Here is a 25,694-nt window from a genome sequence, read left to right as displayed (position 1 = left end):
CACCACATGCCCGCACCTCACGAGAGGTGAGTAGTTGCGGGTAGGAAGGGCGGAACACCCGCAACAAGTCACCCCTCGCGAGCTCGCGAGTACCCACCACACACCCGCACCTCGCGAAGGGTGAGTAGTTGCGGGTACGAGTGGCGGGATACCCGCAACAAGTCACCCCTCGCGAGCTTGCGAGTGCCCACCGCATGCCCGCACCTCGCGAAGGGTGAGTAGTTGCGGGTAAAAGGGGCCGAGTACCCGCAACAAGTCACACCTCGCGCGCTTGCGAGTGGGTTCTCCGCGCCCACTCCTCGCGAAGGGTGAGTAGTTGCGGGTATGAGGGGTGGGATACCCGCAACAAGTCACCCCTCGCGGGGCGGGCGGCGGGCAGGGCGGGCGGCCGGTCAGCCCGGCCACGCCCACCCCACCCTCACGCGTGGAAGAAGGGGATGATCAGGTACAGGCCGTAGAGCACGGCGCAGCCGGTCAGGGCGAAGCAGGCGTAGGCGCCGCTGAGGGCGAGGCGCTTCTGGCCGGTGGTCAGCGGGTTCTTCCGGCGGGCCTTGGCGGCCTTGCGCTGGGCTTTGGCCGCCTCCTCGGGTGTGATCACGGTGATGGCGTCGGTGAACTCCACCGGCTCCACCACGAGGGCGCGGCCGGCCACGGCCAGCAGGCGCGTGCCGAGGGCGTAGAGGCTCACGACGACGCAGGCGCCGACGATCGCGGCGGCGAAGACGATGAGGAACGCGACCCAGTCGATGCCGATCATGCGGACTCCTTGCGCGTGCGCTCCTTCTTGAGCGGCTTGACCTTCTTGATCTTCACGGCCCGGGCGGATGCGGCGACCTCGCTCTGGCCCTGGACGGGCGCGGGCTCGACCGCGTTGTCGCTGTGGACCTGGTTGCGGCGCGAGAGCCAGAAGATGAGGGTGACGACGCCGACGCCGAGCACGGTGTCGATGAAGATGCCCACGGGGCCGAGGCCGGCGATGAGGGCGGCGACGGCTCCGACGATGCCGGCGGCGGGGAGGGTGAGGAGCCAGCCGGTGGCGATGCGCCCGGCGGTCCCCCAGCGCACCGACGAGCCGCGGCGCCCGAGGCCGGAGCCGATGACGGAGCCGGAGGCGACCTGGGTGGTCGAGAGGGCGAAGCCGAGGTGGCTGGAGGCGAGGATGGTCGCCGCGGTGCTGGTCTCGGCGGCGAAGCCCTGGGCGGGCTTCACCTCGGTCAGGCCGCGGCCGAGGGTGCGGATGATGCGCCAGCCGCCCGAGTACGTGCCGATCGCGATGGCCAGGGCGCAGGAGATGACGACCCACAGCTCCGGGCCGGAGCCGGCCGTCTGGAGCCCGGCGGCGATGAGCGTGAGGGTGATGACGCCCATCGTCTTCTGGGCGTCGTTGGTGCCGTGCGCGAGCGCGACGAGCGAGGAGGAGAAGATCTGGCCGTAGCGGAACCCGCCGCGCCCATCCGGCCGGCCGTCGTAGCGGCGCGTGATCCAGTAGGCGAGCTTCGTGGCGGAGTACGCGACGACACCGGCCGTCACCGGGGCGATGAGGGCGGGGAGGATGACCTTGTCGAGCACGACGAGGAAGTCGACGGCCCCGATCCCGGCGCCGACGATGGCCGCGCCGATCAGGCCGCCGAAGAGCGCGTGGCTGGAGGAGGACGGCAGGCCGAACAGCCAGGTGACCATGTTCCAGACGATCGCGCCGACGAGGCCGGCGAAGATCAGTTCCGGCGTGATCTGCACGCCGCCCGATCCCTCCTTGATGATGCCGCCCGAGATGGTCTTGGCCACCTCCGTCGACAGGAACGCGCCGATCAGGTTGAGGACGGCGGCCAGAGCAACGGCCACCTTCGGTTTCATGGCACCGGTCGCGATGGGGGTCGCCATCGCGTTCGCGGTGTCGTGGAAACCGTTCGTGAAGTCGAAGAACAGGGCCAGCGCGATGACCAGCACGATGATGAGGGTGAGGTCCACCGGATTCTTTCTCGTGTGGGGGATGCGATCCAACCCGATACAACCGTTCACCGGGATGTCATGCAAGTGACCTGGCGCGCGATCAAGCGACCGTGTAGATACTCACACGGCGGCGGTCCGCCGTCAAAATCGCTACAGGCGCTCGACCGCGGTCACCCGCACGACGGCCACGCCGGCCCGGGCCGAGGCCTCGAGCAGGATGTCCGCGCTGATGCCCCAGTCGTGGTCGCCGGCCGGGTCGGCGAGGATCTGCCGCACCCGCCAGACGCCCTCGGACGCGGCGGGGGTCTCGTCGACGACGATCATCTTCGCCGAGCGCGCGGCGGCGTCGGTGAGGATCTCGTCGTGCTCCTCGTAGTAGCCCTCGAGGGCCGCATTCCACTGCTGCTCGGTGAACGACGGCACCGCCGACTCGGCGAGCGCCGCGGCCTCCGCCTCGAGCGTCCCGAGCTCCGGCACCCGGTCGAGCGCGGCCAGCTGCACGCGCCGGAACAGCTCGTTGCGCACCAGCACGAAGAACGCCCGGCGGTTGGTGGTGACGTTGCGCGGCGCGGGAGGCGCGAGCTCGGTCGCCTCGGCGGCGTGGCGGGCGGCGTCGGGATGGACGAGCTCCTCCCACTCGTCGAGCAGGCTGGAGTCCACCTGCCGCACGAGCTCGCCGAGCCACTCGATGATGTCGCGGAGGTCCTCGGTGCGCAGGTCGAGCGGCACGGTCTGCCCCAGCGCGCGGTACGCGTCGGACAGGTAGCGCAGCACGACGCCCTCGGAGCGGGCGAGCTTGTAGAACGCGATGAACTCGCCGAACGTCATCGCCCGCTCGTAGAGGTCGCGCACGACCGACTTGGGGCGCAGCTCGAAGTCGGCGACCCACGGCTGGCTCGAGGCGTAGGTCGCGAACGCTTCGTGCAGCAGCTCGTCGTGCGGCTTCGGGTGCGTGACCTCCTCGAGCGCGGCCATGCGCTCGTCGTACTCGATCCCCTCGGCCTTCATCGCGGCGACGGCCTCGCCGCGCGCCTGGAACTGCTGGGCGGAGATGACCGGCCGCGGGTCGTCCAGCGTCGACTCGACGACGGACACGATGTCGAGCGCGAACTGCGGCGACTCGGCGTCGAACAGCTCGAACGCGGCGAGCGCGAACGGCGACAGCGGCTGGTTGAGGGCGAAGTTGGGCTGCAGGTCGACGGTGAGCCGGATCTCCCCGCCGACGTTCTCGATCACGCCGGCGGTCAGAAGGGAGCGGTAGAGCTCGATCGCGCGGCGGGCGAGGGCGAGCTGCCGCTTCCACGGCTCGTGGTTGTCGAACACGAGGGCGCGCACGTGGCCGTAGACGTCGCCGCCGCGGCCGATCACGTTGATGAGCATCGCGCTCGTGATCTGCATGGACGAGGTGAGCGTCTCGGGCTCCGCGTCGATCAGCTTGCGGAAGGACGGTTCGCCCCAGGAGACGAAGCCCTCCGGCGCCTTCTTGCGGACGATCTTGCGGCGCTTCTTCGGGTCGTCGCCGGCCTTCTCGATCGCCTTGAGGTTCTCGCTCTCGTGCTCGGGGGCCTGGGCGACGACGGTCCCCGCGGTGTCGTATCCCGCGCGCCCCGCCCGCCCTGCGATCTGGTGGAACTCGCGGGCGTTGAGCTGCCGCATCCGCGTGCCGTCGAACTTGGTGAGCGCGGTGAGCAGCACGGTGCGGATCGGGACGTTGATGCCGACGCCGAGGGTGTCCGTCCCGCAGATCACGCGGAGCAGCCCGCGCTGGGCGAGCTGTTCGACCAGGCGGCGGTACTTCGGCAGCATCCCCGCGTGGTGCACGCCGATGCCCTGGCGCAGGAGGCGCGAGAGGGTCTTGCCGAACGCGGTCGTGAACCGGAAGTCGCCGATCAGCTCGGCGATGCGGTCGCGCTGCTCGCGGTCGGCGATCTTCGCGCTGGAGAGCGACTGGGCGCGCTCGAGCGCGGCGAGCTGGGAGAAGTGGACGACGTAGATCGGCGCCTGCCCGGTGTGCAGGAGGTCGTCGATGGTCTCGTGGATGGGCGACAGCTCGTAGAAGTAGTGCAGCGGCACCGGGCGCTCGACGCCCGTGACGGTCGCCGTCTCGCGGCCCGTGCGCCGGGTGAGGTCCTCGGCGAGCGCGGTCACGTCGCCGAGGGTCGCGGACATGAGCACGAACTGGGCGTGCGGGAGGGTCAGCAGCGGCACCTGCCAGGCCCAGCCGCGGTCGGGGTCGGCGTAGAAGTGGAACTCGTCCATCACGACCTGGCCGACGGGGGTGTCCTCGCCGTGGCGGAGGGCGAGGTTGGCGAGGATCTCGGCCGTGCAGCAGATGATCGGCGCGTCCGGGTTCACGGCGGAGTCGCCGGTCATCATGCCGACGTTCTCGGCGCCGAAGGTGTCGACGAGGGCGAAGAACTTCTCGGAGACGAGGGCCTTGATCGGCGCCGTGTAGTAGCTGCGCTCGCCACGGGAGAGGGCGGCGAAGTGCGCGGCGACGGCCACGAGCGACTTCCCGGTCCCGGTGGGGGTGCTCAGGATGAGGTTCGCACCGGCGACGATCTCGATGACGGACTCGTCCTGCGCCGGGTAGAGCGAGATCCCGCCGGCCTCGGCCCAGGCGACGAACGTCTCGTAGACGGCGTCCTCGCTCGCGGTGCCCGGACCGGTGTGGCCGGGGATGTCGTCGACACGGAGCCGGACGGGTGCAGGAGACGTCATGATGCCTCAAGCCTCCCATGCCGGAGGCCGCGCAGGCGCCTCCCGTCCTGCTGGTGCGGCTTCGCGCGCGCAGGCAGGGACCGTGCAGGAGGGCACCGTAGAATTCTCCGGTGCCATCCACGACCCCTCCCTCCGACTCCCCCGCCGTCGGCATCGACCCCGCCGACCTGGAGATCACGCTGCGCGTGCTCGGGAGCCTCCACGAGTTCGACCGCGAGCACCCCGACTTCGTCGCCGTCCGCCAGGCCACCGGCCACATGTTCAAGGCCGTCAAGCAGGCGCGGCGCCGCGAGCTGCGGGATGCCGTCGCAGAGGCCGACCGCGCCGTCGTCGCGGCCACCGCGACCGGCGCCCCCGACCGGATCGACGACGAGACCCGCGGTCGTGAGCTGACCTCCGGCACCACGCCGTCCACCACCGCCGGCACGCTGCTCAAGGCGCGCGCCTGCTACATCTGCAAGCAGGACTACACCGAGGTCGACTGGTTCTACCACCAGCTGTGCCCCTCCTGCGCCGCGTTCAGCCACGCCAAGCGCAACGCGCGCACCGACCTGCGCGGCAAGCGCGCCCTCCTCACCGGCGGCCGCGCCAAGATCGGCATGCACATCGCGCTGCGGCTGCTGCGGGACGGCGCGCACCTGACCATCACGACCCGTTTCCCGCGCGACGCCGTCCGCCGCTTCTCGCAGCTGCCCGACGCCGGCGAGTGGCTGCACCGCCTCCGCGTGGTCGGCATCGACCTGCGCGACCCGTCCCAGGTGATCGCCCTGGCCGATTCGGTCGCGGCGCAGGGCCCCCTCGACATCCTCATCAACAACGCCGCCCAGACGGTGCGCCGCTCCCCCGGCTCGTACTCGCTGCTGGCCGAGGCGGAGTCGCAGCCGCTGCCCGACGGCCCGCTGCCCGAGATGGAGACCTTCGGCCACACCGCCGACCCGCACCCGCAGGCCCTGGAGGCCTCGGTCGCCGCGCATCCGCTGCTCTCGCGCACGACGATCGCCGGCACGATCGCCGAGCTCGGCGGTCAGGGCGGCATCACCGCGCACGACCTGGCGACGCTCGCGATGGCGCCGGGATCGTCGTCGCTGGCCAAGCACGCCGACGGCACCGCCATCGACGCGGGCGGCCTCGTGCCCGACGTGAAGACCGTCAACAGCTGGACCCAGGCGATCGGCGACGTCGACCCGCTCGAGCTGCTCGAGGTGCAGCTCTGCAACACGACCGCGCCGTTCATCCTGATCGACCGGCTGCGCCCCTCCCTCGCCGCGACGGAGTCGGGTCGCGCGTACGTCGTCAACGTCTCGGCGATGGAGGGTGTGTTCGGCCGCCGCTACAAGGGTCCCGGCCACCCGCACACGAACATGGCGAAGGCGGCGCTCAACATGCTCACGCGCACCAGCGCGGGCGAGATGTTCGAGACCGACAACATCCTGATGACCAGCGTCGACACCGGCTGGATCACCGACGAGCGCCCGCACTACACGAAGGTGCGCCTCGCCGAGGAGGGCTTCCACGCCCCCCTCGACCTCGTCGACGGCGCCGCCCGCGTCTACGACCCGGTCGTGCGCGGCGAAGCCGGGGAGGATGTCTACGGAGTGTTCCTCAAGGACTACCGCGCGTCGGCGTGGTGAGCGAACTAGTGTGAGGGCGTAGGCCCAGCACGAGGAGCGACGATGTCGACCACACCGGCGGACGGCGCACCCGCGCCCGTCCCTGTCCCCGGCCAGACGCACCCTGGCAGGGCCGCGGGATCGAAGTCGGGCCGCTTCCGGCACTGGCTGCTCTCGGGGCTCGTCGACGAGCGAGGGACGCAGCAGGGGCCGCACGGCCGCAATCCCGAGCGCACGCACACGTGGTGGCAGGTCATGTGCCTCACCGGTGTCGACTACTTCTCGACCCTCGGCTACCAGCCGGCGATCGCGGCGCTCGCGGCCGGGCTGATCTCGCCGTTCGCGACGCTCGTCCTGGTGGCGCTGACGCTGCTGGGCGCGCTCCCCGTCTACCGCCGCGTCGCCCGCGAGAGCTTCCGCGGGTCCGGGTCGATCGCGATGCTGGAGCGCCTGCTGCCCTGGTGGGCGGGCAAGCTGTTCGTGCTCGTGCTCCTCGGCTTCGCGGCCACCGACTTCATGATCACGATCACGCTGTCGGCGGCGGACGCGACCGCGCACGCGATCGAGAACCCGTTCGCGCCCGACTGGTTCCACGGGCAGAACGTCATCATCACGCTCGTGCTGCTGGCCCTGCTCGGCGCGGTCTTCCTCCGCGGGTTCCGGGAGGCCATCGGCATCGCCGTCGTGCTCGTGGCGATCTACCTCGCGCTGAACGTCATCGTGGTCGGCACCTCGATCGTCGAGGTGTTCCACCACCCCACCGCGATCTCCGACTGGTGGGGGATGCTGTTCCGGCAGAACGGCAACCCGCTGATGATCGTCGGGGTCGCCCTGCTCGTCTTCCCGAAGCTCGCCCTGGGCCTCTCCGGCTTCGAGACCGGCGTCGCCGTCATGCCGCAGATCAAGGGCAAGCCGGACGACGACCCCGCGTACCCGGCCGGGCGCATCCGCGGCGCCCACCGCCTGCTGACGACCGCCGCGATCATCATGAGCGTCTTCCTCATCACGTCGAGCTTCACCACGACGCTGCTGATCCCGCAGAAGGAGTTCCAGGCCGGCGGCTCGGCGAACGGCCGCGCCCTCGCCTATCTCGCGCACGAGTACCTCGGCAACGTGTTCGGCACCGTGTACGACATCAGCACCATCCTCATCCTCTGGTTCGCCGGGGCGTCCGCGATGGCGGGCCTTCTCAACCTGGTGCCGCGCTACCTGCCGCGGTACGGGATGGCGCCGCAGTGGGCGCGCGCGGTGCGGCCCCTGGTGCTCGTCTTCACCGCGATCGCGTTCCTGATCACCCTCGTCTTCCAGGCGAACGTGGACGCGCAGGGCGGCGCGTACGCGACCGGCGTGCTGGTGCTCATCACGTCCGCCTCCCTGGCGGTGGCGCTCTCGGCCCGGCGCAAGAAGCAGCCGCGGCGGTTCGTGCTCTTCGGCATCATCACCGCGATCTTCGTCTACACGACGATCGTCAACGTGATCGAGCGACCCGACGGCCTCCGCATCGCGACGCTGTTCATCCTCGGCATCCTCGTCGTCTCGATCGTTTCGCGCATCGGGCGCTCGTTCGAGCTGCGCGCCACCTCGGTGACGCTCGACATCACCGCTCTCGACTTCGTCCTGGAGGACGCGGAGGAGGGCGAGATCCGCATCATCTCGCACGAGCCCGATGTCGACACGACGAAGGAGTACGCGCAGAAGAACAAGGACGAGCGCAAGTACAGCCACATCCCGCAGCGCGCCCGCACGATCTTCCTCGAGGTGCTGCGCTCCGACTCGTCGGACTTCGAGGAGGACCTGGTCGTCCACGGCGTGGTGAAGCACGGCTACCGAGTCTTGCAGGTCAAGAGCGGCAACGTCCCGAACACCATCGCTGCCGTCCTGCTCGAGATCCGCGACATCACCGGCGTCGTCCCGACGATCTACTTCGAGTGGACCGAGGGCAACCCGATCTCGAACATGTTCCGCTTCCTCATCACCGGCGTCGGCGAGGTCGCCCCGGTCACGCGCGAGGTGCTGCGGGAGGCCGAGAAGGACGTGAAACGGCGACCGGCCGTCCACGTCTCCTGATCCGTGCCGCCCTGTGGCACCATGACCGCATGAGCGGACACGCGTTCTTCGAGGCCATCGGCGTCGCCTTCGAGTTCGCCGGCGTGCTGGCGATGGCGCTCGGCTTCATCGTCGCGGTCGTGATCTCCCTCGTCGCCTGGCGCCACCACCGCAGCGGGACCGTCGCGTTCCGCACCCTGCGGGAGACGTTCGGCGGCGTGATCCTGCTGGGGCTCGAGATCCTCGTCGCGGCCGACCTGGTCAAGACGGTGACCTCCAGTCCGACGCTGACCGACGCCGTCGTGCTCGGCATCATCGTGCTCATCCGGACCATCCTGAGCTTCTCTCTCCAGGTGGAGATCGACGGCGTCGCACCCTGGAAGCGCGCGCTCGTCACCGGGCCGCAAGTGCTGGCCCAGGCCGCGCGCCGGGCCGGCGAGCCTCCCGCCACCTCCTGAACCTGCCGCCGCGGCTGCCGCGTCGCGGGACGTTCGCGGTGCGGCGAGCGCGCGTAACCGTCCCGGGAGGCCGCCGTCAGCCGGATCTCAGCGCTTGATCTGCGGCGCACGTAGACCCAGCGGATGCGGGCCCAGCAGAAACCAGACGATCGGTCCAACGAGAGGGAATGCGATGACGCCAAGGATCCAGACGAACCGCTCGCGCCAGGTGAGCTGGTCCGTCCGGATGATCCGCATCACTGCGTACGCGAGAGCGGCGAGATAGAGCGCGCTGGCGAGAGCGGCGAGGATCAGGCCCAGGATTTCCATCTCCGCTCCTTCGATGAGATATAGTCTGCACACTAGCAGCAAATACTCCGCGTTGCACGCATGATACTTCAAATGTGACGATCGAGGTGTACCGACAAGCTGTCGAGTACCCGCCTGACAATCAAAGGAGATCAGTCATGCAAGTTCCCACTTTCCGTCGGATCAGCGCTACCGGTATCGGCATCCAACCTCATCGCCCCCGGCGAATCACGAGTGTATGAGAGTACGGACGGCATCTCGACCGTCCTCTCGCTCGGCGAACCGGTTGCTGTGACCGCAGAGGACATCGCACGGGACTCCGGGCTGAGTCCGAGCGCGAAAGCCGAGCTGACGGCCGCGGCAGCTTACGCCGGAGTCTCGTCGAATCACTGGAGCCAATTCGTCACGGGGGCGGCCTACACGCAGACACAAAACGGCACGTTCTACTACAACGGCTCCCGCGTCTGGGTCAGTGAGAGCTATGCCGGATATCGGGGTTCCCACACCTGCTTCACCAACTACGTGGTCTGGCCATGGTCGATCTCCAACGTCGCCAAAAGCGAATGGGGCGGCACCGGCAGCCTGTCGATGAACTGCACGTGGAACGTCGGTCAACCGGGATATGTGACGACGAGCTGGGGAATGACGGCGACGGTCTACTCGAACGGCACAATCTCCGGTTCCGGAGCCACGCGAGGATGATCGAGTCTCGCCACCGGGCCCGGCCGTTCACCCGAGCGGTCGGGCCTTCGGGCGTCGACCATCACCCCTCCAGCACGTCCTCGCCCAACTCCCCCAACGAGCGAACCCCCGCAAGTCCGAGGGTGATGTCGAGCTCGGCGATCACGTTCCGGAGCAGCTCGCGCACGCCCGCCTCCCCCGCGAGCGCGAGCGCATAGACGTACGGGCGCCCGATCGCGACCGCGCGTGCCCCGAGGGCCAGGGCGATCACGGCGTCGGCCCCGCCCCGCACGCCGCTGTCGAACAGGACGGGGTGGCTGCCGCCGACGGCCTCCACCACTCCCGGCAGCGCGTCCAGGGCCGCGACCTCGCCGTCGATCTGGCGGCCGCCGTGGTTCGAGACCTGCACCGCGTCGACTCCGGCATCCACGGCCCGGCGGGCGTCGTCCGGGTGCAGCACGCCTTTCAGCACGATCGGCAGCCGGGTGCGCTCGCGCAGGAACGCCAGATCGTCCCAGGTGAGCGACGGGTCGGCGAAGACGTCCAGGAACGTCTCGACCGCCGCCAGGGGCTCCGGCGACCGCAGATTGGCCCGCAGTCCGCCGGGATGGTGACGCAGGATGCTCGCGAAGGCGGCGACGGCTGCGGGGGTCACCCGGGTGCGCTCCCGCTCCCCGCCCGCGGCGACCCGCTCCGCCACGAGACGCCGGAACACGGGGTCGCCGGTGTACTGCGCGATCCCGAGCCCGCGGCTGAACGGCAGATACCCGAGGTCGAGGTCGCGCGGCCGCCAGCCGAGGACGTGGGTGTCGAGGGTGACGACGATCGCCTCGCACCCGCTGCGCTCCGCCCGCTCGACGAGGCTCGCGACCAGGTCGCGCGACGAGCTCCAGTAGAGCTGGAACCAGCGGCTCGCCCCCGGCCGCACCCCATCCATGGCGGCCGCGACCTCCTCCATCGGCGCCGACGCCTGGTTGGAGAGCACCGCCGGGATGCCGAGGGAGGCGGCCGCCCGCGCGGCGAGGGCGTCGCCGTCGCGACGCGCGAGCTCCAGCACCCCGATCGGGGCGAGCAGCAGCGGAGTCGGCCGGCGCACGCCGAAGAGTTCGACGCTCAGATCGCGCTCGGCGACGTCCCGCAGCACGCGCGGCACGATCCGGCGCGCCCGGAAGGCGTCGAGGTTCGCCTGCGCGGTGCGCTCGGCGCCTGCCGAGCCGGCCACGTAGGCGAACGCGGCCCGCGACATCCGCCGCTGTGCCGCCCGCTCCAGAGCGGCGGGACCGACCGGGATGCGCGGTCGGCTCCCGCTCACTCCCGCACGGTAGATCTCGGACTGGGCGTCGCGGCCCGCACTGGCTGCCATGCCGCCATTCTGCCCCTCAGCGGCGCTTGCGGCCCCGAGCGGCCCGCGACGCGGGCTTTCCGGTGGTCCGAGGGCGGGGCTTGCCCGTGGCGCTCGTGCCGGATCCGCCCTTCCCCCGCGCGGCTTTGGCCTTCGCCGGCTTGGCCCCCGCCTGCTTTCCGGTGGCCGCCTGCTCCGCCGCGACCTCCGGGTTGCGCGAGCTGTGCGCCGTGCGTCCGCGCACGATGCCGATGAACTCGTCGACGAGGGGATGCTGCCCCTCCCGCGGCCAGGTCAGACCGATGCTGCTCTGCTCCCCGTCCTCCAGCCGCACCGCGACGACGTCCTTGCGGCGCAGCGATTTGGCGACGGAGGCGGGCCACAGCGCGATGCCCTCGCCCTCGGCGATGCGGCGCATCAGCGCCTCCGACGGCTCGCCCTCGACCCGCGGCTCGTCCGCCAGATCGGCGAGGTGCAGCTTCTTCTCGAGGGTGAGCAGGTGCTCGTGGTGCATGACGAGCACGACGTCCTCCGCGTAGAGCGGGATGAGGTGCCGTGCGTCGTCCGGCTCGGCGTCGCGGGCGAATACCATGTCGACCTCGCCGGCGGCGAGCGCAGCCACCGGATCGGCGCTCGGGGCCACGACGAGCTCGACGTGCGGGTGCCGCCGCTCGAACTCGCGCGTCCACTTGCCGACGGACACGCCCCGAGGGAAGGACAGGGCGAATCGGGAGGTCATCCCCCGAGCGTACCGAACGGTAACCTGGAACCCATGAGTGCCGAGAAGCGACCCCAGACCATGAAGGCGGCCACCGCCGCCAAGAAGCTCGGCATCTACCTGCCCGCCGCCCCTGCGGAGTTCCGCGACCGGGACATCAGCCGCACCGAGTTCGACGCGCTGAACGCCGAGCCGCCGGCCTGGCTGCAGACCCTGCGCGCCGAGGGGCCGCACCCGCGCGACGAGGTGGCCCGCAAGCTCGGCGTCTCCAACTCCGGTCTCGCCCGCGGCGGGGTCGACGAGGCGCTCACGACCGCCGAGATCAAGGCGCTGCTGGCCGACCCGCCGGAGTGGCTGGTGACCGAGCGTGCGACCCTGGCCGCGGTGCGCGCCGAGAACGCGCGGGTCAAGGCCCGCGACGCCGAGCGCGCCGCCCGCCGCTCCGACGGCTGAGGCGCGCCGCCTCCGTCAGTCCACCGACGCCCCGATGAGGGCGAGCAGCGCCTGCGCGTACGCGGTCGCCGGGTCGTCGTGCTCGAACATCCGCTCGACCCCGCCCAGCACCGTCGTCACGCGATAGCCGTCCGCCGTGCGTGCCAGGTGCCGGAACGAGCCGCCCAGCAGTTCGCGTAGCTGGTCCTCGCGCGGGATCCAGAGGGCGTCCTCCACGGCTAGCGAGTCGAGCGCCCATTCCGTCGTGCCGTTGAAGCCGAGGATGGTGCCGCTCTCGAAGTGGTGCGGCTCGATCGTCATCTCGCTGACGGTGAAGCGCTCGCCCGCCATCCCGGGCCGGTCGATGGCGAAGGTATCGCCGGACTGCGGCTGCCAGCGCAGCCCCGACTGCCGCAGCAGCCGGGCGGTGTCGTCGTCGATCATCCCCGTGCCTCAGTCCGTCACGACGACGATCTTGCCGCGCAGGTGCCCGGCCTCCAGGCGCCCGTAGGCTTCGACCGTGCGCTCGATCGGGTAGATGGAGTCGATCGGCAGGACGAGCTCGTTCTCGGCCAGCAGGGCGGCCAGCTCGGCCAGCTCCGCGTTGCCGGCGGAGGCGCCGCCCACGTTCTGTGCGCCGTGGGCGTCGGGACCGTAGACGGCGATCGTGTTGACGCGCTCGATCGGGACGCCGAGCTCCAGAGCCGCCTCGATGGTCCCGGCGCCGTGGTTGTCCAGCGCGGCGGTGACGCGGTCGCCGTCCAGCAGCTCGCGCACCCGCTCGGCCAGCCCGTCGCCGTAGGTGACGGGGATGACGCCGAGCGTCTCGAGGAACTCGTGGTTCTCCTCCCCCGCCGTCCCGACGACGGTCGCCCCGGCGCGCACGGCGAGCTGGGCGGCGAGCACCCCGACACCGCCCGCCGCGGCGCTCACGAGGACCGTGTCGTGCTCGCTGAGCCCGAGGGAGCGCGCGGTCGCCATGGCGGTGCGCCCGACGACACCGAGGGCGCCGGCGACCTCGAAGGTCAGCGGCTCGGGCTTGGCGACGACCTGGCCCTCCTCCGCGACGACGACGAAGTCGGCGACCGTGGCGAATGGGGCCGTGCCGAACACGGCGTCGCCGGCCGCGAACCGGGTCACGCCCTCGCCGACCTCCTCGACGTACCCGGCGAAGTCCTGGCCGATGCCGCTCGGCAGCGTGACGCCCATCCGTCCGGCCGATCGCTCGTCGCGGTAGGCCTTGTAGTCCATGGGGTTGAGCCCCGCCGCCATCACCCGCACGAGCAGCTGACCCGGCCCGGGCCACGGTCGCTCCCGTTCCACCAACTGCAGGAAATCGCGCGAGCCGAACTCCTCGAACTGGACGAATCTGGGCATAGGGCATCCCTTCACTCTCGTAGGAGGGAGCCTAGACCTGCTGCCCGTGCGTCAGAAGTACGTGGTGCCCGGGAGCCGCGACTCAGCCGAAGAGCAGCGCGGCCTCTTCGTAGCGCGCGTCCGGAACGGTCTTCAGGCCGCCGGTCGCGTCCGCGATGGAGACGTTGACGACGTCCGTGCCGCGCAGCGACACCATGGAGCCCCATCGGCCCTCGTAGACGGCGTCGACCGCGGCCATGCCGAGGCGCGTCGCGAGCACGCGGTCGTAGGCGCTCGGAACGCCGCCGCGCTGCATGTGGCCCAGAACGGTCGCGCGCGACTCGATGCCGGTGCGCTCCTCGATCATGGGGGCGAGCATCTCGCCGATGCCGCCCAGACGCGGGCGGTTGAAGGCGTCGAGGCCCTTGTGGGAGTGCGCCTCCTCCATCGTGTCGAGGTGGAAGCCCTCGGAGACGACGAGGACGGGGGCACGGCCGCGGTCTCGGACCGACTCGACCCACTCGACGACCTGCTCGATCGACTGCGGCCGCTCGGGGATGAGGATGGCGTGCGCACCGCCCGCCATGCCGGAGTGCAGCGCGATCCAGCCGACGTGGCGGCCCATGACCTCCACGACCATGCAGCGCTGGTGCGACTCGGCCGTGGTGCGCAGGCGGTCGATCGCCTCGGTGGCGATCTCCACCGCGGTGTCGAAGCCGAACGAGTAGTCGGTGGCCGCGAGGTCGTTGTCGATGGTCTTCGGCACGCCGACGATCTTCAGGCCGGCGTCGGTGAGACGGCGGGCCGCCGTGAGCGTACCCTCGCCGCCGATCGCGATGATCGCGTCGATGCCGTTCTCGTCCATCATCCGCTGGATGTTCTCCGGCCCGCCGTTCTCGCCCTCGAACGGGTTGGTGCGGCTGGAGCCGAGGATGGTGCCGCCCTGGCGGGAGAGGCCGCGGACGCTGTGGCGGTCGAGCGGCATGATGTCGCCGTCGACGACGCCGCGCCAGCCGTAGCGGAAACCGGCGAACTCCGAGCCGTGCACGCGGTCGCCCTTCAGGACCGCGCCGCGGATGACCGCGTTGAGTCCGGGGCAGTCGCCGCCGCTGGTGAGGATGCCGATCTTCATGGTGCTCCGTCTCTCGCCGTTTCTGTAACGCCCCTAGGCATCATGCCCGACCTCCCGCCGCAGCACAAAAACGCACTGGACTTCGGTGGGGCCGTGAGGTATTGCGCGCACGTGGACCGCTCCGTCCACTGCGCGGGTCAGAGTTCGAGGACGTGCTGCAGCTTGGAGCCGCTCGCCGACGGGCGTGCGCCGGCCTCGAGCAGCCGCTCCTCGACGCCGTCGAGCAGCGCGGTGCGGCCCGAGCGCTTGTCCGGCGCACCGCTCAGGAGCTCGACCTCCCACTCCCTCCACTCGTCGCGGCCGCCGCTGCGCAGGTTCTCGCCGCGCACGTGGTCGTCGCAGAGCTCGGCGAGGTCGAAGCCGGCCGCATCCCGCAGCACGGTCGTCACCCGGGTGTTCACGATGCGGGCGATCGGGAGGAGCGGCTCGTCCCCCAGCCCGGACCCGAGGGCCTCGGCGACCGCGTCGCGCAGCTCCTGCGGCTCGCGCTCGCCGTCCCCGAGCGGCCAGTGGAGCTCGACGCGCCCCTCCTCGCCGGGCGCGAGCTTGACGTGCCAGCCCTCGTCGGCGCCGCCGCGGCGGGCGCGCACGGCGATCCGGTTGCGGGCGAGGGTCAGGTCGCCGGTGTCGTAGTAGGTGGCGACGAGCTCCGCCGTCTCGGGCTCCGCCACGACCGCGACCGCACCGACGCCGACGAGGTCGGGCGGAACAGTGTCCTCTCCGACGTCGTACTTGCGCTCGATCTCGACCTGGCTCTGGTGCTCCATGACCCCTGTCTAGCCCACTTCGGCCGTGTCGCGAAATCACAAGAGCGCACGGGAGCGCAGTGCTTAGGCTCGGGGCATGGACACCACGGAGACGATCACCGCCCGATTCGAGGTCACCGGCTGGGACCCGGAACCGCTCGCCGGCCTCGACGGGGACTGGGTCGGCGCCATCGTCATGCGCAAGCGCTACACGGAGGGCCTGGTCGGCGAGTCCGTCGCGCACTTCGTCTCGTCGGGGACGGAGGAGGGCGGCCGCGGCTACCTGGCCGCCGAGCGGGTGACCGGCGCGCTGCCCGACGGCCGGAGCGGCTCGTTCACGGTGCACCACGGGGCGCTGCAGCATCCCGACGACCCGTCCGCCTTCGGGTACATCGTCCCTGGCACCGGCACGGGCGACTTCGCTGCGTTCCGCGGTGAGGCACGCATCCTCCACGACGAGCGCGGCCCGTACTTCGTGCTCACGCTGGCGGGCTGAGCGCCCCTCGACCGAGCCCGGCCCGAGCGGTACCCTCGGTGTCATGAGCGACCGGCGCGATGAGGATCTGGACGAGTTCCGGGAATCGCAGGAGGGCGACTACGAGCCCGATCCTGTGCCCCACGACGCCGACGACATCCCCGTGACGGACGACGAGGAGGCCGACCGCATCCTCCCCGACGACGACCGCCCGGTGCCGCTCGACCCGGACGACGCCGGAATCGCCTGACGCCGGGGCGGCACATTTCGTGCCGAATCTCGGTTTCCCGGGCCGCGCAGTCGGACACCAGACCATCCTCGAGAAGGATCCGTGTCGCGCTATCGACGATTTATGGTGCATGTGCCGGAACATATTGAGTTCGGCATGACTCGGGGGGCGGCGTGGGTGATCGTTCGGTTGAGCGGTATTGTGCCGCGGCGGCAATAGCGCTCATCGCGTTCTCACTGTGCCTGGCAGGCGAACAGATCGCTCTCGCGCACCACAACACGTGCAGACTCTATAGCCTGGCCCCAGCTGGCGCCGATACGAGCGAACAACGATTCGCCGAAGTTGGTGAAACGGTATCGTTCTGGCCGCTGGGAGATGTCTGCGATTGGCCCCGGGCTGACGGAAATGCTGGATCGGCTCAGTACCGTCAGGGTAGCTATCCGCTGACCGTTTTCACCTACGCCCTCGTTGCGGCAGGCGTCGCCTCGGGAACAGTCGCCCTCACTCGAGTTCGGCGAAGAAGGCGAACGTAGCAACCAGCCCGAGCTCGACGCTCGCAGCACCCGTCGACATGAGACTGGTTCGTCCGGTCTTCCCTGCCGTTGCGTGGGTCCCTCTGGACGGGGTTCCCTCTCGGTGTTATTGTCTAGGCATAGATCATCTAGCCATAGAGAAAGGCATCATGATGTGGAGCACCGAGCACACCGCCACCACCGCACTCCCCCGCCCCGTCGTGTGGGCCGCCCTGCGCGATCTGCACACGGGAGCGCTCACCTATCCCGGCGCGGACACGTTCGACCTGCGCGGCCCGTTCGCCGTCGGCACCGAACTGACCGTGACCCCTGCCGGCCAGGATCCGTTCACCTCGGTCATCGTGGACCTGGTCGAGGGGGCGACCTACGCCGACCGGACGGAGTTCGGCGACATCGTCCTGACCTTCCGCCACGACCTCGCCGACACCCCCGACGGGACGCGAGTCACGCATAGCCTGCAGATCACCGGGCCCGGAGCGGACTCGGTCGGCCCCGAACTCGGTCCGCAGATCAGCGGCGACTTCCCCGAGTCGATGGCCGCACTCCTCGAGCAGGCGGCGCTGCGCGCATGACACGATTCTCCGGCGGACCCGCGGAGAGCCCGGGATTCCTCCTCTGGCACGCCACCTTGCGCTGGCAGCGGGCGATGAACGCCGCGCTGGCCCCGTTCGACCTCACCCACCCGCAATTCGTCATCCTCACCTCCGCCTCGTGGCTGGGCCGGTCGGGCGAGCTGCCGAATCAGGCCCGGCTCTCCGAGTTCACCGGATCCGATCCGCGGATCGTGTCGGAGGTGACCAGACGGCTTCTCACGAAAGGGCTCGTCGAGCGCCGCACGGATGCCGCCGACGCGCGCGCCAAGGTCCTCACCGTCACCGCCGAGGGCACAGAGGTCGCGACCGCAGCCGTCCGCGCCGTCGAGGACGCGGATGCGGCGTTCTTCGCGTCCGTGCCCGACGACCGACTGCTGGCGGTGCTCACGCCCCTCGCGGGACGCCCCGCCTAGTCGAGCGCATCCGTCAGCAGGTGGATGAGCGCGTCCAGCTGCACCGAGTCGGCCGAGCCCGCCTCGACGTCGCTGCCGTCGAGGGCGCGGGCCGCGAGGCCCTGCTTGGCGTCGATGAGCTCGGCGATCTTGGAGTCGATCGTCTGGGCGGCGATGATGCGCCACGCGGTGACCGGCTCCTCCTGACCGATGCGGTGCACGCGGTCGATGGCCTGCGTCTGCTCAGCAGCGGTCCAGGACAGCTCCGCCAGGACGACGTTCGACGCGGCCTGGAGGTTGAGGCCCACGCCCGCCGCGGTGAGCGAGCAGACCGCGACCGAGACGTCCGGGTCGTTGTTGAAGGCGTCGATCTCCTTCTGCCGCGACAGCGCGCTCTGGTCGCCGCGGATGGAGATGGTCTTCAGCTCGCGGGCCGCGAACGCCTCCTCCGCCTGGTCCATCACGTCGATGTGCTTGGCGAAGAACACGACCTTGCCGACCGAGCGGGCGAGCTGCGCGGTGTAGTCCGCGGCGAGACCGGCCTTCGCCTGGCCGATCTTGCGGACCATCGTGAAGACGTTGTCGCCGGTCTTGGCCGACTTCGACTCCTCCAGCTCCGACTGGGCGACCAGCCGGATGAGGTGGCGGCGGTGCGCCTCGTCGTCGCCGTCGAAGGTGTCCGGCCGGCCGGCGGCCGCGGCACGGTGGAAGCGGGCGACGAGCCGGTCGGCGAGCTCCTTCTCCGCCTGGCGGATGGAACGGCCGAGATCGCCGTCGAGCTCGACCGGCAGGTCGACGACGCGGCGGCTGGGCAGGTCGGCTGCCACGTCGAGCTTGCGGCGGCGCACGATGCCCATGTCGATGACGGCCTCGCGGGCGGCGGCGTAGAAGCCGAACTCCGCCGGGGTGAGCCCCGTCTCCTCCAGGCGCTCCATGAGCTGCGCGGTCGGCTTGCTGCCGTCGATCCAGCCGAGCAGCTGCCAGATGGCGCGGAAGTCGTCGATGTCGTTGATGAGCGGCGTGCCCGTGAGGGCGAGCAGCAGCGGGTCCGGCGTGTTCGACCGGATCGCGTCGGCGAGCCCGAGGACGAGGCGGGAGCGCTGCGAGTGCAGGTTCTTGATGAAGTGCGCCTCGTCGACGACCATGCCCTTGAAGCCGAGCGTGCTCAGCCAGGAGAGGTGCCGGTCGAGCACCTCGTAGTTGACGATGACGACGTCGGCGAAGGCGTCGAGCCCCTCCCCGTCGCCGTGGATGACGGTGGCGCGGCGCTGCGGCGTCCAGCGCTCGACCTCGCGCGCCCAGTTCATCTTCACGACGTTGGGCACGACCGCCAGCAGCGGGTAGGCGCCGGCGACGGACGCGGCGAGGACCGACTGCGCGGTCTTGCCGAGGCCGGGCTCGTCGGCGAGGAGGAACGTGCGGTGTCCCTGGCGGACGCTCTCCACGAACCGGGCCTGGTGGTGCATGAGCTCGAGCCCGGGAGGCGAGTAGCGGTCGATGGCCGGGGCGGGCGGCAGCTCCATGCTGGCGGCCTGGCCGCCGGCGCCGTACTCGAACGACTTGAACAGCGGGCCGAGCAGCTCCCACGAGTCGAGGCGGCGGCGCGGCGTCGGCTGCGCCGGCGTGAGCCGCGAGAAGTCGGGCGCGAGGAACGGGTTGGACAGCTGGCGCGCCTTCACCGACTGCGGCACGACCTGCTTCTCCGCCAGCTCCGGCGGGATGACGCTGTCGACTTTGGCCACGGGACGCTCGATGGTGATGATGAGGTCGTCGGGGCTGAGCTCGGTGCCGGACTCGAGCAGCCAGTCGCGGCGCATCTTCTGCGCGGTCGCGGTCGGCGGGGCCTCGCTCTCGAGCAGGGAGATCAGCGAGGTGTCGCGGGCGGCGGTCTTCGCGAGGATGGTCGCGATGCCGTCGAGCCGCTTCAGCTGCTCCGCGCGCGCCGCGTCGCTCAGCTCGGCGTCGGCCTTCGCCCGGGCGCGCTCCTCGCGCATGAGGAAGGCGATCACCTGGAACTTGGTGCGGTTCGTCGGGCCGAGCTTCTTGCCGTCGGCGGCCTTCGCCTCGACCTCGCGCACCTTGCGGGCGAGGACCGGGATGAGGCCGTCGTTGTTGGCGTGCCGGCTCCGGCGCTGCTGCTGCGGGCGCGACGAGCTGGTGCGCTGACCGGAACGAGACATGGTCCTCCATGAAGGTGCGCCGCGCGCTGTCCGAGGGCACGGCGCCTAAGGCGTGAGGGCCGGCGCGACCTCCGATCGGAGGACCGAGCGGCCCCGACCGGGCGTCGGGGACGCCGGGAGCGCGGCACAGGAATCGCCGCACGCGTTCATTTTACCGGATGCGCGGCCGTTCAGCGACGAGTGTCGGCCGGGATCTTGATGAGCGTCGCCGCGCAGACGAGGAAGACGGCCGCGATGACGTGCAGCGCGCGCAGCACCGTGTCGTCGATCGTGATCGGCCAGACCGGGTTCCAGACGACGGCGATCGGGACGAGCCCGACGAGCCACCACCACTGCTTGGCCTGTCCGGCGAAGACGCACATGATCAGCGCCAGGATCGCCACCGCGTACTGGACGTAGAGATACCAGGCACCGCCGATCAGGGCGAGACCGGCGAGCAGCACGATCGCAGCGATGAGGCCGGGCGCCAGGGCCGCACGGTTGAAGGCGGGCGGCTGCGGGGTGCGGGAGGTGGACATCCCCACCACCCTAGCGGCACCCGCGCCCCTCGAGACGAGACCGTCTCGAGGGGCGGGCGCCGCCGGGATCGGCGGACCCGGTCAGAGCACTCCCCTGCGGAACAGGAAGGCGCACGGCGGGGCGTCGGAGCCGACGCGGACGACCACGGAGGAGGACCGGGCCTGCTCGAGGAACTCCTCGAGGCCCAGACGCTCCATCGGGACGCGCCGCAGCTCGGCATCGGAGGCGATGCCGTTCACGGCGAAGGCGACGTCGGGGACGTCGTAGGACTCTCCTGTCAGGTCGAGGAAGGCGATCGGGGACGGGTGGATGTTGTCGAGCGGGAACACACTGAGGATCGCTTGGGCGGCGTCCTCGGTGGTGGTGTCGTCCTCGAGGCGGACGATGGGCGCGGTGATCGTGTTCTCTGGATAGCCGCTGCCGACGAGGGTAAGCGTCTCGCCGTCGTTCATCGAATCCAGCGCACTCAAGAGTGCACCGGACAGCAGCGGGCTGAGGTTCTTCAGCAAAGTCGGGCCTTTCCTGCAAAACGAATATTTCTCAACCCCTGCGCTGGGGATAGACCCGGTTGTATGTCCTCCCCTACCCCCCTTTAAGGGGAGACCGGGTTGACGCGCCGCCGGACATCCCGATTCCGCGGATTCGCACCTGCTATTGATCCGCTGAGCGCGGCCGCGCTCAGAACCGCCGGAGCCGCAGGCTGTTCAGCACCACGAAGACGCTCGAGAACGCCATCGCCGCACCCGCGATCATCGGATCGAGGAGGCCGAGGGCCGCGATCGGCAGGGCGGCCACGTTGTAGGCGAAGGCCCAGAACAGGTTGCCGCGGATCACTGCGAGCATCCGGCGCGAGAGCCGCAGGGCATCCGCCACCAGGCTCGGCTCGGGGCGGAGCAGGGTGAGGTCGCCCGCCTCGATGGCGATGTCGGAACCCGAGCCCAGCGCGATGCCGAGGTCGGCCGTCGCCAGCGCGGCGGCGTCGTTCACGCCGTCGCCCACCATCGCCACGGTGCGGCCGTCGGCCTGCAGCCGGGCGATCTCGGCGGCCTTGCCCTCGGGCGCAACACCTCCGAGGGCGCGCACCTCCCCGAGGCCGGCGACCGTCGCGCGGACGGTGGCCTCGTGATCGCCGCTCAGCACGACCGGCTCGGCGCCCAGGGCACGCACCCGCGCGATGGCGTCCACCGCGTCCGGCCGGAGCGGGTCGCTGACGGCGAGCACCGCGACGGGCGCGCCGTCGACAGAGACCGCCACCGCCGTGGCGCCGTCGGCCCGGATGCGGGCGACCGCCTCCGCCAGCACGACGGGCAGGTCGTCCCCCGCGCGCGCCACCACGACCTCCCGGCCGTCCACGATCGCGGTGACGCCGAAGCCTGCCACGGCGCGGAAGCCCGCGACGACGGCCTCGGACGGCGCCGCCTCCGCGATCGCGCGGCCGAGTGGATGCTCGGAGCCGCGCTCGGCGGCGGCGGCCAGCCGCAGGACGTCGTCCACCGACTCCCCCGGCACGACGACGGAACGCGCGACCGTCATGCGGCCCGTCGTCAGCGTGCCGGTCTTGTCGAAGACGACCGTGTCGATGCGACCGGCGCGCTCGAGCGCCTCCGGCCCGGAGATCAGGATGCCGCGCTGAGCCGCGCGACCGGTGCCGACGAGCAGCGCGGTCGGGGTCGCGAGGCCGAGCGCGCAGGGGCACGCGACGATCAGCACGGCCACCGCCGGCGAGACCGCCGAGGCGGCGTCCCCCGTGACGAGCCACCAGATCACGAAGGTGAGCGCGGCGAGCCCGATCACGATCGGCACGAACACCGACGACACCCGGTCGGCGGAGCGCTGCGCGCGGGTCTTGCCGAGCTGAGCCTGCTCGACCAGGGCGGCGAGGCGGGCGACGCGCGTGTCCGCGCCCACCCGCTCGGCACGGACGACGAGCATGCCGCCGGCCGCAACGGTCCCGGCGGTCACGTCGTCGCCGACCGCGACCTCGACCGGCACGGACTCACCGGTCATCGCGGAGGCGTCGACCGCGGCCTCGCCCTCGACGACCTCGCCGTCCGCGGCGATCCGCTCCCCCGGCCGCACCACGAAGCGGTCGCCGGCCGAGAGCAGGGCCACGGGGATGCGCCGCTCGCTCCCCGACTCGTCGAGCAGGGAGACCTCGCGCGCCGACGCCTGCGCCAGCCCGCGCAGCGCCTCCCCCGCCCGCCGTCGCGAGCGGGCCTCGGCGTAGCGGCCGAGGAGCAGGAAGGTCGTGACGACCGCGGCGACCTCGAAGTAGACGTGACCGCCTGCGCCGAGGAGCAGCACCACGAGCGACCAGGTGTAGGCCGCGAGCGTGCCGAGCGAGACGAGCGTGTCCATCGACGTGGCCCCGTGCCGCAGGTTGACGGCGGCGGAGCGGTGGAACGGCCAGCCGCCCCAGAGGACGACGGGGGTGGCGAGCACGAGCGAGACCCACTCCCAGCCGGGAAAGTGCAGCGGCTCGATCATCGCAATCAGGATGATCGGCACGCTGAGGGCCGCACTCACGAGCATCCGCGGCACGAGGCGGCGGCCGTCGCGTGCCTCCCCCGCCTGCTCGCCGCCGGAGTCGGAGTCGCCCGACGCGTCGCGGTCGTCGTGCAGGACGCGGGCGCCGTATCCGGCCTTCTCCACCTCGGCGACCAGGGCGGCGACGTCGAGATCGGCCGGGACGAGGGCGCTGGCCCGCTCGGTGGCGAGGTTGACCGTCGCGGTCACCCCGTCCACGCGGCCCAGCCGCTTCTCGACCCGGGCGACGCAGCTCGCGCAGGTCATCCCCTCGATCGCGAGGTCGACCCGTGCGAGGCCGTCGACCGCCGTCACAGGAGGGGGAGCCGGTCGGGGCGGCCGAGGGTGTAGCCGGCCTCTTCGACGGCGGCGCGGACCGCGTCGTCGCCGAGCGGTGCGGTGTGGGCGACCGTCGCGCGACCGGCGGCCACATCCACCTCGACGCGTTCGACCCCGTCGAGGGTCGAGAGTTCGTCAGTGACGGCCCGGGCGCAGTGTGCACAGGTCATGCCGAGGATGTCGTAGGTCGTTTCCATGTCCACCACCGTAGCACATACCCCATAGGGGTATATGGGATGCGGGGTATCCTGGAGGGGTGATCGCGGACATCAAGAAGCGTGCCCTCCACCGCACGCGCATCCTGGAAGGCCAATTGCGGGGCCTCGAGAAGATGATCGAGAACGAGGACTACTGCGTCGACATCATCACGCAGTCCCTCGCCATCCAGAAGTCGCTCGGCTCCCTCAACAAGCTCCTCGTCGAGAACCATCTCCGGACCCACGTGTCCGAGATGTTCGAGGAGGGCGGCAGCCAGCGCGACGACGCGATCCTCGAGCTGCTGAAGGTCTACGAGCTCTCGAACAACCGGGGCTGAGATGACGGACCCCATCGAGATCGTCCGCGGAGACATCACCGACCAGGCCGTGGACGCGATCGTCAACGCGGCCAACAGCTCCCTGCTCGGCGGCGGCGGCGTCGACGGCGCCATCCACCGCCGGGGCGGCCCCGCCATCCTGGAGGCCTGCCGCGAGCTGCGCGCAACGACGCTGCCCGACGGGCTGCCCACCGGCCAGGCGGTCGCCACCACGGCGGGCGACCTGCCCGCGCAGTGGGTCATCCACACCGTCGGCCCGGTCTGGACCGACGCCGAGGACCGCACGCCACTGCTCCAGAACGCCTATCGCTCCTCGTTGCGCGTCGCACGCGAGCTGGGCGCGACGACGGTCGCCTTCCCCGCCGTGTCGGCCGGTGTCTACGGTTGGCCGATGGACGACGCCGCGCGGATCGCCGTCAGCACCGTGCGCGCCGTTCTCTCCTCGGGAGTCGGCTCCGTCGAGCACGTGCGGTTCGTGCTCTTCAGCGACGAGGCGCTGGCCGCCTTCCGCACGGCGGCCGGCGAGTGAGCGCCGTCGACGAGGCCCCGGTCGCCGCCCGCGAAGACGCGGCGCTCGACCGGTTCCGCACCCTCCTGCGCATCCCGACGATGTCGCGCAACGACGTGGAACTGACCGACTGGGAGGCGTTCGACACGTTCATCGCGGCCCTGCCCGGGCTCTACCCGGCGGTGCACGCCGCGCTGGAGCGCGAGCAGCACGGCCGCTCCCTCCTCTACCGCTGGGCCGGCAGCGCGCCGACCGGGCGCCCGACCATCCTGATGGGCCACTACGACGTCGTCCCCGCCACCGACGAGGGCTGGCAGCACCCGCCGTTCGCGGCCGAGATCACCGGCACCGGAGACGGCCGGGTGCTCTGGAACCGCGGGACGCTCGACGACAAGGGCGCCGTCGTGGCGATCCTGGAGGCCGTCGAGCGCCTCCTCGGCGAGGGCTTCACCCCGCAGGAGGACGTCTACCTGAGCTTCGGCCACGACGAGGAGACGGTCGACACCGGCGCGCAGGCGATCGTGGCGACCCTCCGCGAGCGCGGCATCCGGCCGGCGCTCGTGCTCGACGAGGGCGGCGCCATCGTGGAGCGCATCTTCCCGGGCGTGACCCGGCCCATCGCGGTCGTCGGCGTGAGCGAGAAGGGCATCACCTCGGTGCGGCTCACGGTCGAGCAGCACGGCGGCCACGCCTCCACTCCCCCGAAGCTGACCGCCACGGTGCGCCTCGCCCGCGCCATCACGCGGCTCAACGCCAAACCCTTCCCCGCCCGCCTCACCGAGACGAACCTGCGCATGGTGGAGACCCTGGGCGCCCACGCCTCCGGGCCGCTGCGCGCCGTCTTCACGCGGGCGCGACGCCTCCAGCCGCTCCTGCGCGCCGTTCTCGGCCGCCTCAGCGACGAGACGCGCGCCATCGTCCGCACCACGACCGCGGTCACCCAGCTGCGCGGCAGCCTGGCCGCCAACGCGCTGCCCGAGACGGCCGAAGCGATCGTGAACGTCCGCATCGCCGTCGGCTCGACCGTCGCCGAGACCCTGGAGCACATCCGGCGCGCCGTCCGCGACCCGCAGGTGCGCATCGAGGCCGTCGACGCCAGCGAGCCCTCGCCGGTCTCGCCGAGCGAGGGCGCGGAGTGGGACCGCGTCGCGGGAGCGCTCGCGCAGGTGCACCCGCGCGCGATCGTGACGCCGTACATCATGCTGGGCGCGAGCGACAGCCGTCACTTCACCGCGATCGGCGACACCGTCTACCGGTTCACACCGTTCGAGATGAGCACCGAGGAGCGCGGGACGCTGCACGCCCGCGACGAGCGCATCCACGTGCGCACCTGGCTGCGCGGCATCGAGGTCTACGCGCTGCTGCTGCGCTCCAGCTGACGCTCG

Annotated in this window: 27 protein-coding genes; 12 read left to right on the top strand and 15 right to left on the bottom strand. The window is 71.1% G+C overall.

Annotation, left to right across the window (positions count from 1 at the left end; all coding sequences use genetic code 11):
* Window positions 1–418: 418 nt before the first annotated feature.
* The 3 genes from BGO91_RS13315 to BGO91_RS13305 form a co-directional block, all read right to left on the bottom strand.
* Entirely contained in the window at window positions 419–757 is a 339-nt protein-coding gene (locus tag BGO91_RS13315; protein ID WP_290473230.1) for a peptidase, read from the bottom strand.
* Window positions 754–1,968 (bottom strand): inorganic phosphate transporter, encoded by a 1,215-nt coding sequence (locus BGO91_RS13310; protein ID WP_290473229.1) that lies wholly within the window; start codon window positions 1,966–1,968, stop codon window positions 754–756. Before BGO91_RS13310 ends, BGO91_RS13315 begins: the two co-directional genes overlap by 4 nt.
* A gap of 132 nt (window positions 1,969–2,100) precedes the next feature.
* Window positions 2,101–4,671, bottom strand: a complete 2,571-nt coding sequence (locus tag BGO91_RS13305) for an RNA helicase (protein WP_290473228.1) — start codon at window positions 4,669–4,671, stop codon at window positions 2,101–2,103.
* Between the two features lie 110 nt (window positions 4,672–4,781).
* On the opposite strand from BGO91_RS13305, the gene BGO91_RS13300 reads away from it, so the two are divergent.
* Genes BGO91_RS13300 through BGO91_RS13290 form a run of 3 tightly spaced genes read left to right on the top strand, consistent with a single transcriptional unit; the run spans window position 4,782 to window position 8,785 of the window.
* Window positions 4,782–6,302 carry an SDR family NAD(P)-dependent oxidoreductase gene (locus tag BGO91_RS13300; RefSeq protein ID WP_179699395.1) on the top strand — a complete coding sequence of 507 codons (1,521 nt, stop codon included), beginning with the start codon at window positions 4,782–4,784 and terminating at the stop codon, window positions 6,300–6,302.
* A 42-nt stretch (window positions 6,303–6,344) separates the two neighbouring features.
* On the top strand, window positions 6,345–8,348 hold the full coding sequence (locus BGO91_RS13295) for an amino acid transporter (RefSeq protein WP_290473227.1): 2,004 nt from the start codon (window positions 6,345–6,347) through the stop codon (window positions 8,346–8,348).
* Between the two features lie 29 nt (window positions 8,349–8,377).
* The gene (locus BGO91_RS13290) at window positions 8,378–8,785 is read left to right on the top strand and encodes a DUF1622 domain-containing protein (RefSeq protein WP_290473226.1); all 408 of its coding nucleotides are present in this window, start codon (window positions 8,378–8,380) and stop codon (window positions 8,783–8,785) included.
* An 87-nt stretch (window positions 8,786–8,872) separates the two neighbouring features.
* On the opposite strand, the gene BGO91_RS13285 is transcribed toward BGO91_RS13290, so the two are convergent.
* Window positions 8,873–9,094 (bottom strand): PLDc N-terminal domain-containing protein, encoded by a 222-nt coding sequence (locus tag BGO91_RS13285; protein ID WP_290473225.1) that lies wholly within the window; start codon window positions 9,092–9,094, stop codon window positions 8,873–8,875.
* Between the two features lie 213 nt (window positions 9,095–9,307).
* Here BGO91_RS13285 and BGO91_RS13280 point away from each other — a divergent pair, with 213 nt between their 5' ends.
* The gene (locus tag BGO91_RS13280; RefSeq protein WP_290473224.1) at window positions 9,308–9,775 is read left to right on the top strand and encodes a hypothetical protein; all 468 of its coding nucleotides are present in this window, start codon (window positions 9,308–9,310) and stop codon (window positions 9,773–9,775) included.
* A 61-nt stretch (window positions 9,776–9,836) separates the two neighbouring features.
* Here the strand turns inward: BGO91_RS13280 and BGO91_RS13275 are convergent, their stop codons facing one another.
* Entirely contained in the window at window positions 9,837–11,117 is a 1,281-nt protein-coding gene (locus tag BGO91_RS13275) for an alpha-hydroxy-acid oxidizing protein (protein WP_290473223.1), read from the bottom strand.
* A 16-nt stretch (window positions 11,118–11,133) separates the two neighbouring features.
* The gene (locus tag BGO91_RS13270) at window positions 11,134–11,835 is read right to left on the bottom strand and encodes a LysR family substrate-binding domain-containing protein (protein ID WP_290473222.1); all 702 of its coding nucleotides are present in this window, start codon (window positions 11,833–11,835) and stop codon (window positions 11,134–11,136) included.
* Between the two features lie 33 nt (window positions 11,836–11,868).
* Between BGO91_RS13270 and BGO91_RS13265 the strand changes: the two genes are divergently transcribed.
* Window positions 11,869–12,267, top strand: coding sequence for a DUF5997 family protein (locus BGO91_RS13265; protein WP_290473221.1), 399 nt, complete (start codon window positions 11,869–11,871; stop codon window positions 12,265–12,267).
* Window positions 12,268–12,282: 15 nt separating this feature from the next.
* Here BGO91_RS13265 and BGO91_RS13260 read toward each other — a convergent pair whose 3' ends face one another.
* From BGO91_RS13260 to BGO91_RS13245, 4 genes are all read right to left on the bottom strand, one after another.
* Window positions 12,283–12,690 carry a hypothetical protein gene (locus BGO91_RS13260; RefSeq protein ID WP_290473220.1) on the bottom strand — a complete coding sequence of 136 codons (408 nt, stop codon included), beginning with the start codon at window positions 12,688–12,690 and terminating at the stop codon, window positions 12,283–12,285.
* Window positions 12,691–12,699: 9 nt separating this feature from the next.
* Window positions 12,700–13,623: an NADP-dependent oxidoreductase gene (locus tag BGO91_RS13255; protein WP_290473219.1), complete on the bottom strand. Its 924-nt coding sequence runs from the start codon at window positions 13,621–13,623 to the stop codon at window positions 12,700–12,702.
* A gap of 82 nt (window positions 13,624–13,705) precedes the next feature.
* Window positions 13,706–14,734 (bottom strand): 6-phosphofructokinase, encoded by a 1,029-nt coding sequence (locus BGO91_RS13250; protein ID WP_021758361.1) that lies wholly within the window; start codon window positions 14,732–14,734, stop codon window positions 13,706–13,708.
* A gap of 137 nt (window positions 14,735–14,871) precedes the next feature.
* Entirely contained in the window at window positions 14,872–15,501 is a 630-nt protein-coding gene (locus BGO91_RS13245; protein WP_290473218.1) for a CYTH domain-containing protein, read from the bottom strand.
* Between the two features lie 76 nt (window positions 15,502–15,577).
* On the opposite strand from BGO91_RS13245, the gene BGO91_RS13240 reads away from it, so the two are divergent.
* From BGO91_RS13240 to BGO91_RS13225, 4 genes are all read left to right on the top strand, one after another.
* Window positions 15,578–15,976, top strand: coding sequence for a DUF3224 domain-containing protein (locus BGO91_RS13240; RefSeq protein ID WP_290473217.1), 399 nt, complete (start codon window positions 15,578–15,580; stop codon window positions 15,974–15,976).
* Between the two features lie 43 nt (window positions 15,977–16,019).
* Window positions 16,020–16,205 carry a hypothetical protein gene (locus tag BGO91_RS13235; protein ID WP_290473216.1) on the top strand — a complete coding sequence of 62 codons (186 nt, stop codon included), beginning with the start codon at window positions 16,020–16,022 and terminating at the stop codon, window positions 16,203–16,205.
* Between the two features lie 661 nt (window positions 16,206–16,866).
* Complete coding sequence (locus BGO91_RS13230; protein WP_290473215.1) at window positions 16,867–17,289, top strand: polyketide cyclase; 423 nt, start codon at window positions 16,867–16,869, stop codon at window positions 17,287–17,289.
* Complete coding sequence (locus tag BGO91_RS13225) at window positions 17,286–17,723, top strand: MarR family winged helix-turn-helix transcriptional regulator (RefSeq protein ID WP_290473214.1); 438 nt, start codon at window positions 17,286–17,288, stop codon at window positions 17,721–17,723. The genes BGO91_RS13230 and BGO91_RS13225 overlap by 4 nt, the downstream gene beginning before the upstream one ends.
* Here the strand turns inward: BGO91_RS13225 and BGO91_RS13220 are convergent.
* The 5 genes from BGO91_RS13220 to BGO91_RS13200 form a co-directional block, all read right to left on the bottom strand.
* Window positions 17,720–19,882 carry a DEAD/DEAH box helicase gene (locus BGO91_RS13220; RefSeq protein ID WP_290473213.1) on the bottom strand — a complete coding sequence of 721 codons (2,163 nt, stop codon included), beginning with the start codon at window positions 19,880–19,882 and terminating at the stop codon, window positions 17,720–17,722. The genes BGO91_RS13225 and BGO91_RS13220 overlap by 4 nt on opposite strands.
* Window positions 19,883–20,052: 170 nt before the next feature.
* Window positions 20,053–20,400, bottom strand: coding sequence for a DUF6804 family protein (locus BGO91_RS13215; RefSeq protein ID WP_290473212.1), 348 nt, complete (start codon window positions 20,398–20,400; stop codon window positions 20,053–20,055).
* An 81-nt stretch (window positions 20,401–20,481) separates the two neighbouring features.
* A complete protein-coding gene (locus BGO91_RS13210; protein ID WP_290473211.1) occupies window positions 20,482–20,910 on the bottom strand; it encodes an RbsD/FucU domain-containing protein in 429 nt (142 codons plus the stop codon).
* Between the two features lie 169 nt (window positions 20,911–21,079).
* The gene (locus tag BGO91_RS13205; RefSeq protein WP_290473210.1) at window positions 21,080–23,242 is read right to left on the bottom strand and encodes a cation-translocating P-type ATPase; all 2,163 of its coding nucleotides are present in this window, start codon (window positions 23,240–23,242) and stop codon (window positions 21,080–21,082) included.
* The gene (locus BGO91_RS13200; RefSeq protein WP_290473209.1) at window positions 23,239–23,463 is read right to left on the bottom strand and encodes a heavy-metal-associated domain-containing protein; all 225 of its coding nucleotides are present in this window, start codon (window positions 23,461–23,463) and stop codon (window positions 23,239–23,241) included. The genes BGO91_RS13205 and BGO91_RS13200 overlap by 4 nt, the downstream gene beginning before the upstream one ends.
* A gap of 59 nt (window positions 23,464–23,522) precedes the next feature.
* Between BGO91_RS13200 and BGO91_RS13195 the strand changes: the two genes are divergently transcribed.
* From BGO91_RS13195 to BGO91_RS13185, 3 genes are all read left to right on the top strand, one after another.
* Window positions 23,523–23,801, top strand: a complete 279-nt coding sequence (locus BGO91_RS13195) for a metal-sensitive transcriptional regulator (RefSeq protein ID WP_021764665.1) — start codon at window positions 23,523–23,525, stop codon at window positions 23,799–23,801.
* Window position 23,802: 1 nt separating this feature from the next.
* Window positions 23,803–24,330, top strand: coding sequence for an O-acetyl-ADP-ribose deacetylase (locus tag BGO91_RS13190; RefSeq protein ID WP_290473208.1), 528 nt, complete (start codon window positions 23,803–23,805; stop codon window positions 24,328–24,330).
* Between the two features lie 80 nt (window positions 24,331–24,410).
* On the top strand, window positions 24,411–25,688 hold the full coding sequence (locus BGO91_RS13185; protein ID WP_290473362.1) for a M20/M25/M40 family metallo-hydrolase: 1,278 nt from the start codon (window positions 24,411–24,413) through the stop codon (window positions 25,686–25,688).
* The last annotated feature ends 6 nt before the right edge of the window (window positions 25,689–25,694 follow it).

Source organism: Leifsonia sp. 71-9 (genome assembly GCF_001898805.1).
GTDB lineage: Bacteria > Actinomycetota > Actinomycetes > Actinomycetales > Microbacteriaceae > Leifsonia.
Note: the sequence above shows the minus strand (reverse complement) of the source record. Positions and strands in the feature narration are given on the sequence as shown.

Bases quoted from the DNA above. Each gene is read 5' to 3' on its own strand.
- BGO91_RS13315 (WP_290473230.1), bottom strand. From the start codon at position 757: ATGATCGGCATCGACTGGGTCGCGTTCCTCATCGTCTTCGCCGCCGCG.
- BGO91_RS13305 (WP_290473228.1), bottom strand. From the start codon at position 4,671: ATGACGTCTCCTGCACCCGTCCGGCTCCGTGTCGACGACATCCCCGGC.
- BGO91_RS13295 (WP_290473227.1), top strand. From the start codon at position 6,345: ATGTCGACCACACCGGCGGACGGCGCACCCGCGCCCGTCCCTGTCCCC.
- BGO91_RS13290 (WP_290473226.1), top strand. From the start codon at position 8,378: ATGAGCGGACACGCGTTCTTCGAGGCCATCGGCGTCGCCTTCGAGTTC.
- BGO91_RS13285 (WP_290473225.1), bottom strand. From the start codon at position 9,094: ATGGAAATCCTGGGCCTGATCCTCGCCGCTCTCGCCAGCGCGCTCTAT.
- BGO91_RS13275 (WP_290473223.1), bottom strand. From the start codon at position 11,117: ATGGCAGCCAGTGCGGGCCGCGACGCCCAGTCCGAGATCTACCGTGCG.
- BGO91_RS13270 (WP_290473222.1), bottom strand. From the start codon at position 11,835: ATGACCTCCCGATTCGCCCTGTCCTTCCCTCGGGGCGTGTCCGTCGGC.
- BGO91_RS13265 (WP_290473221.1), top strand. From the start codon at position 11,869: ATGAGTGCCGAGAAGCGACCCCAGACCATGAAGGCGGCCACCGCCGCC.
- BGO91_RS13260 (WP_290473220.1), bottom strand. From the start codon at position 12,690: ATGATCGACGACGACACCGCCCGGCTGCTGCGGCAGTCGGGGCTGCGC.
- BGO91_RS13255 (WP_290473219.1), bottom strand. From the start codon at position 13,623: ATGCCCAGATTCGTCCAGTTCGAGGAGTTCGGCTCGCGCGATTTCCTG.
- BGO91_RS13250 (WP_021758361.1), bottom strand. From the start codon at position 14,734: ATGAAGATCGGCATCCTCACCAGCGGCGGCGACTGCCCCGGACTCAAC.
- BGO91_RS13245 (WP_290473218.1), bottom strand. From the start codon at position 15,501: ATGGAGCACCAGAGCCAGGTCGAGATCGAGCGCAAGTACGACGTCGGA.
- BGO91_RS13240 (WP_290473217.1), top strand. From the start codon at position 15,578: ATGGACACCACGGAGACGATCACCGCCCGATTCGAGGTCACCGGCTGG.
- BGO91_RS13235 (WP_290473216.1), top strand. From the start codon at position 16,020: ATGAGCGACCGGCGCGATGAGGATCTGGACGAGTTCCGGGAATCGCAG.
- BGO91_RS13230 (WP_290473215.1), top strand. From the start codon at position 16,867: ATGATGTGGAGCACCGAGCACACCGCCACCACCGCACTCCCCCGCCCC.
- BGO91_RS13225 (WP_290473214.1), top strand. From the start codon at position 17,286: ATGACACGATTCTCCGGCGGACCCGCGGAGAGCCCGGGATTCCTCCTC.
- BGO91_RS13220 (WP_290473213.1), bottom strand. From the start codon at position 19,882: ATGTCTCGTTCCGGTCAGCGCACCAGCTCGTCGCGCCCGCAGCAGCAG.
- BGO91_RS13215 (WP_290473212.1), bottom strand. From the start codon at position 20,400: ATGTCCACCTCCCGCACCCCGCAGCCGCCCGCCTTCAACCGTGCGGCC.
- BGO91_RS13200 (WP_290473209.1), bottom strand. From the start codon at position 23,463: ATGGAAACGACCTACGACATCCTCGGCATGACCTGTGCACACTGCGCC.
- BGO91_RS13190 (WP_290473208.1), top strand. From the start codon at position 23,803: ATGACGGACCCCATCGAGATCGTCCGCGGAGACATCACCGACCAGGCC.
- BGO91_RS13185 (WP_290473362.1), top strand. From the start codon at position 24,411: ATGTCGCGCAACGACGTGGAACTGACCGACTGGGAGGCGTTCGACACG.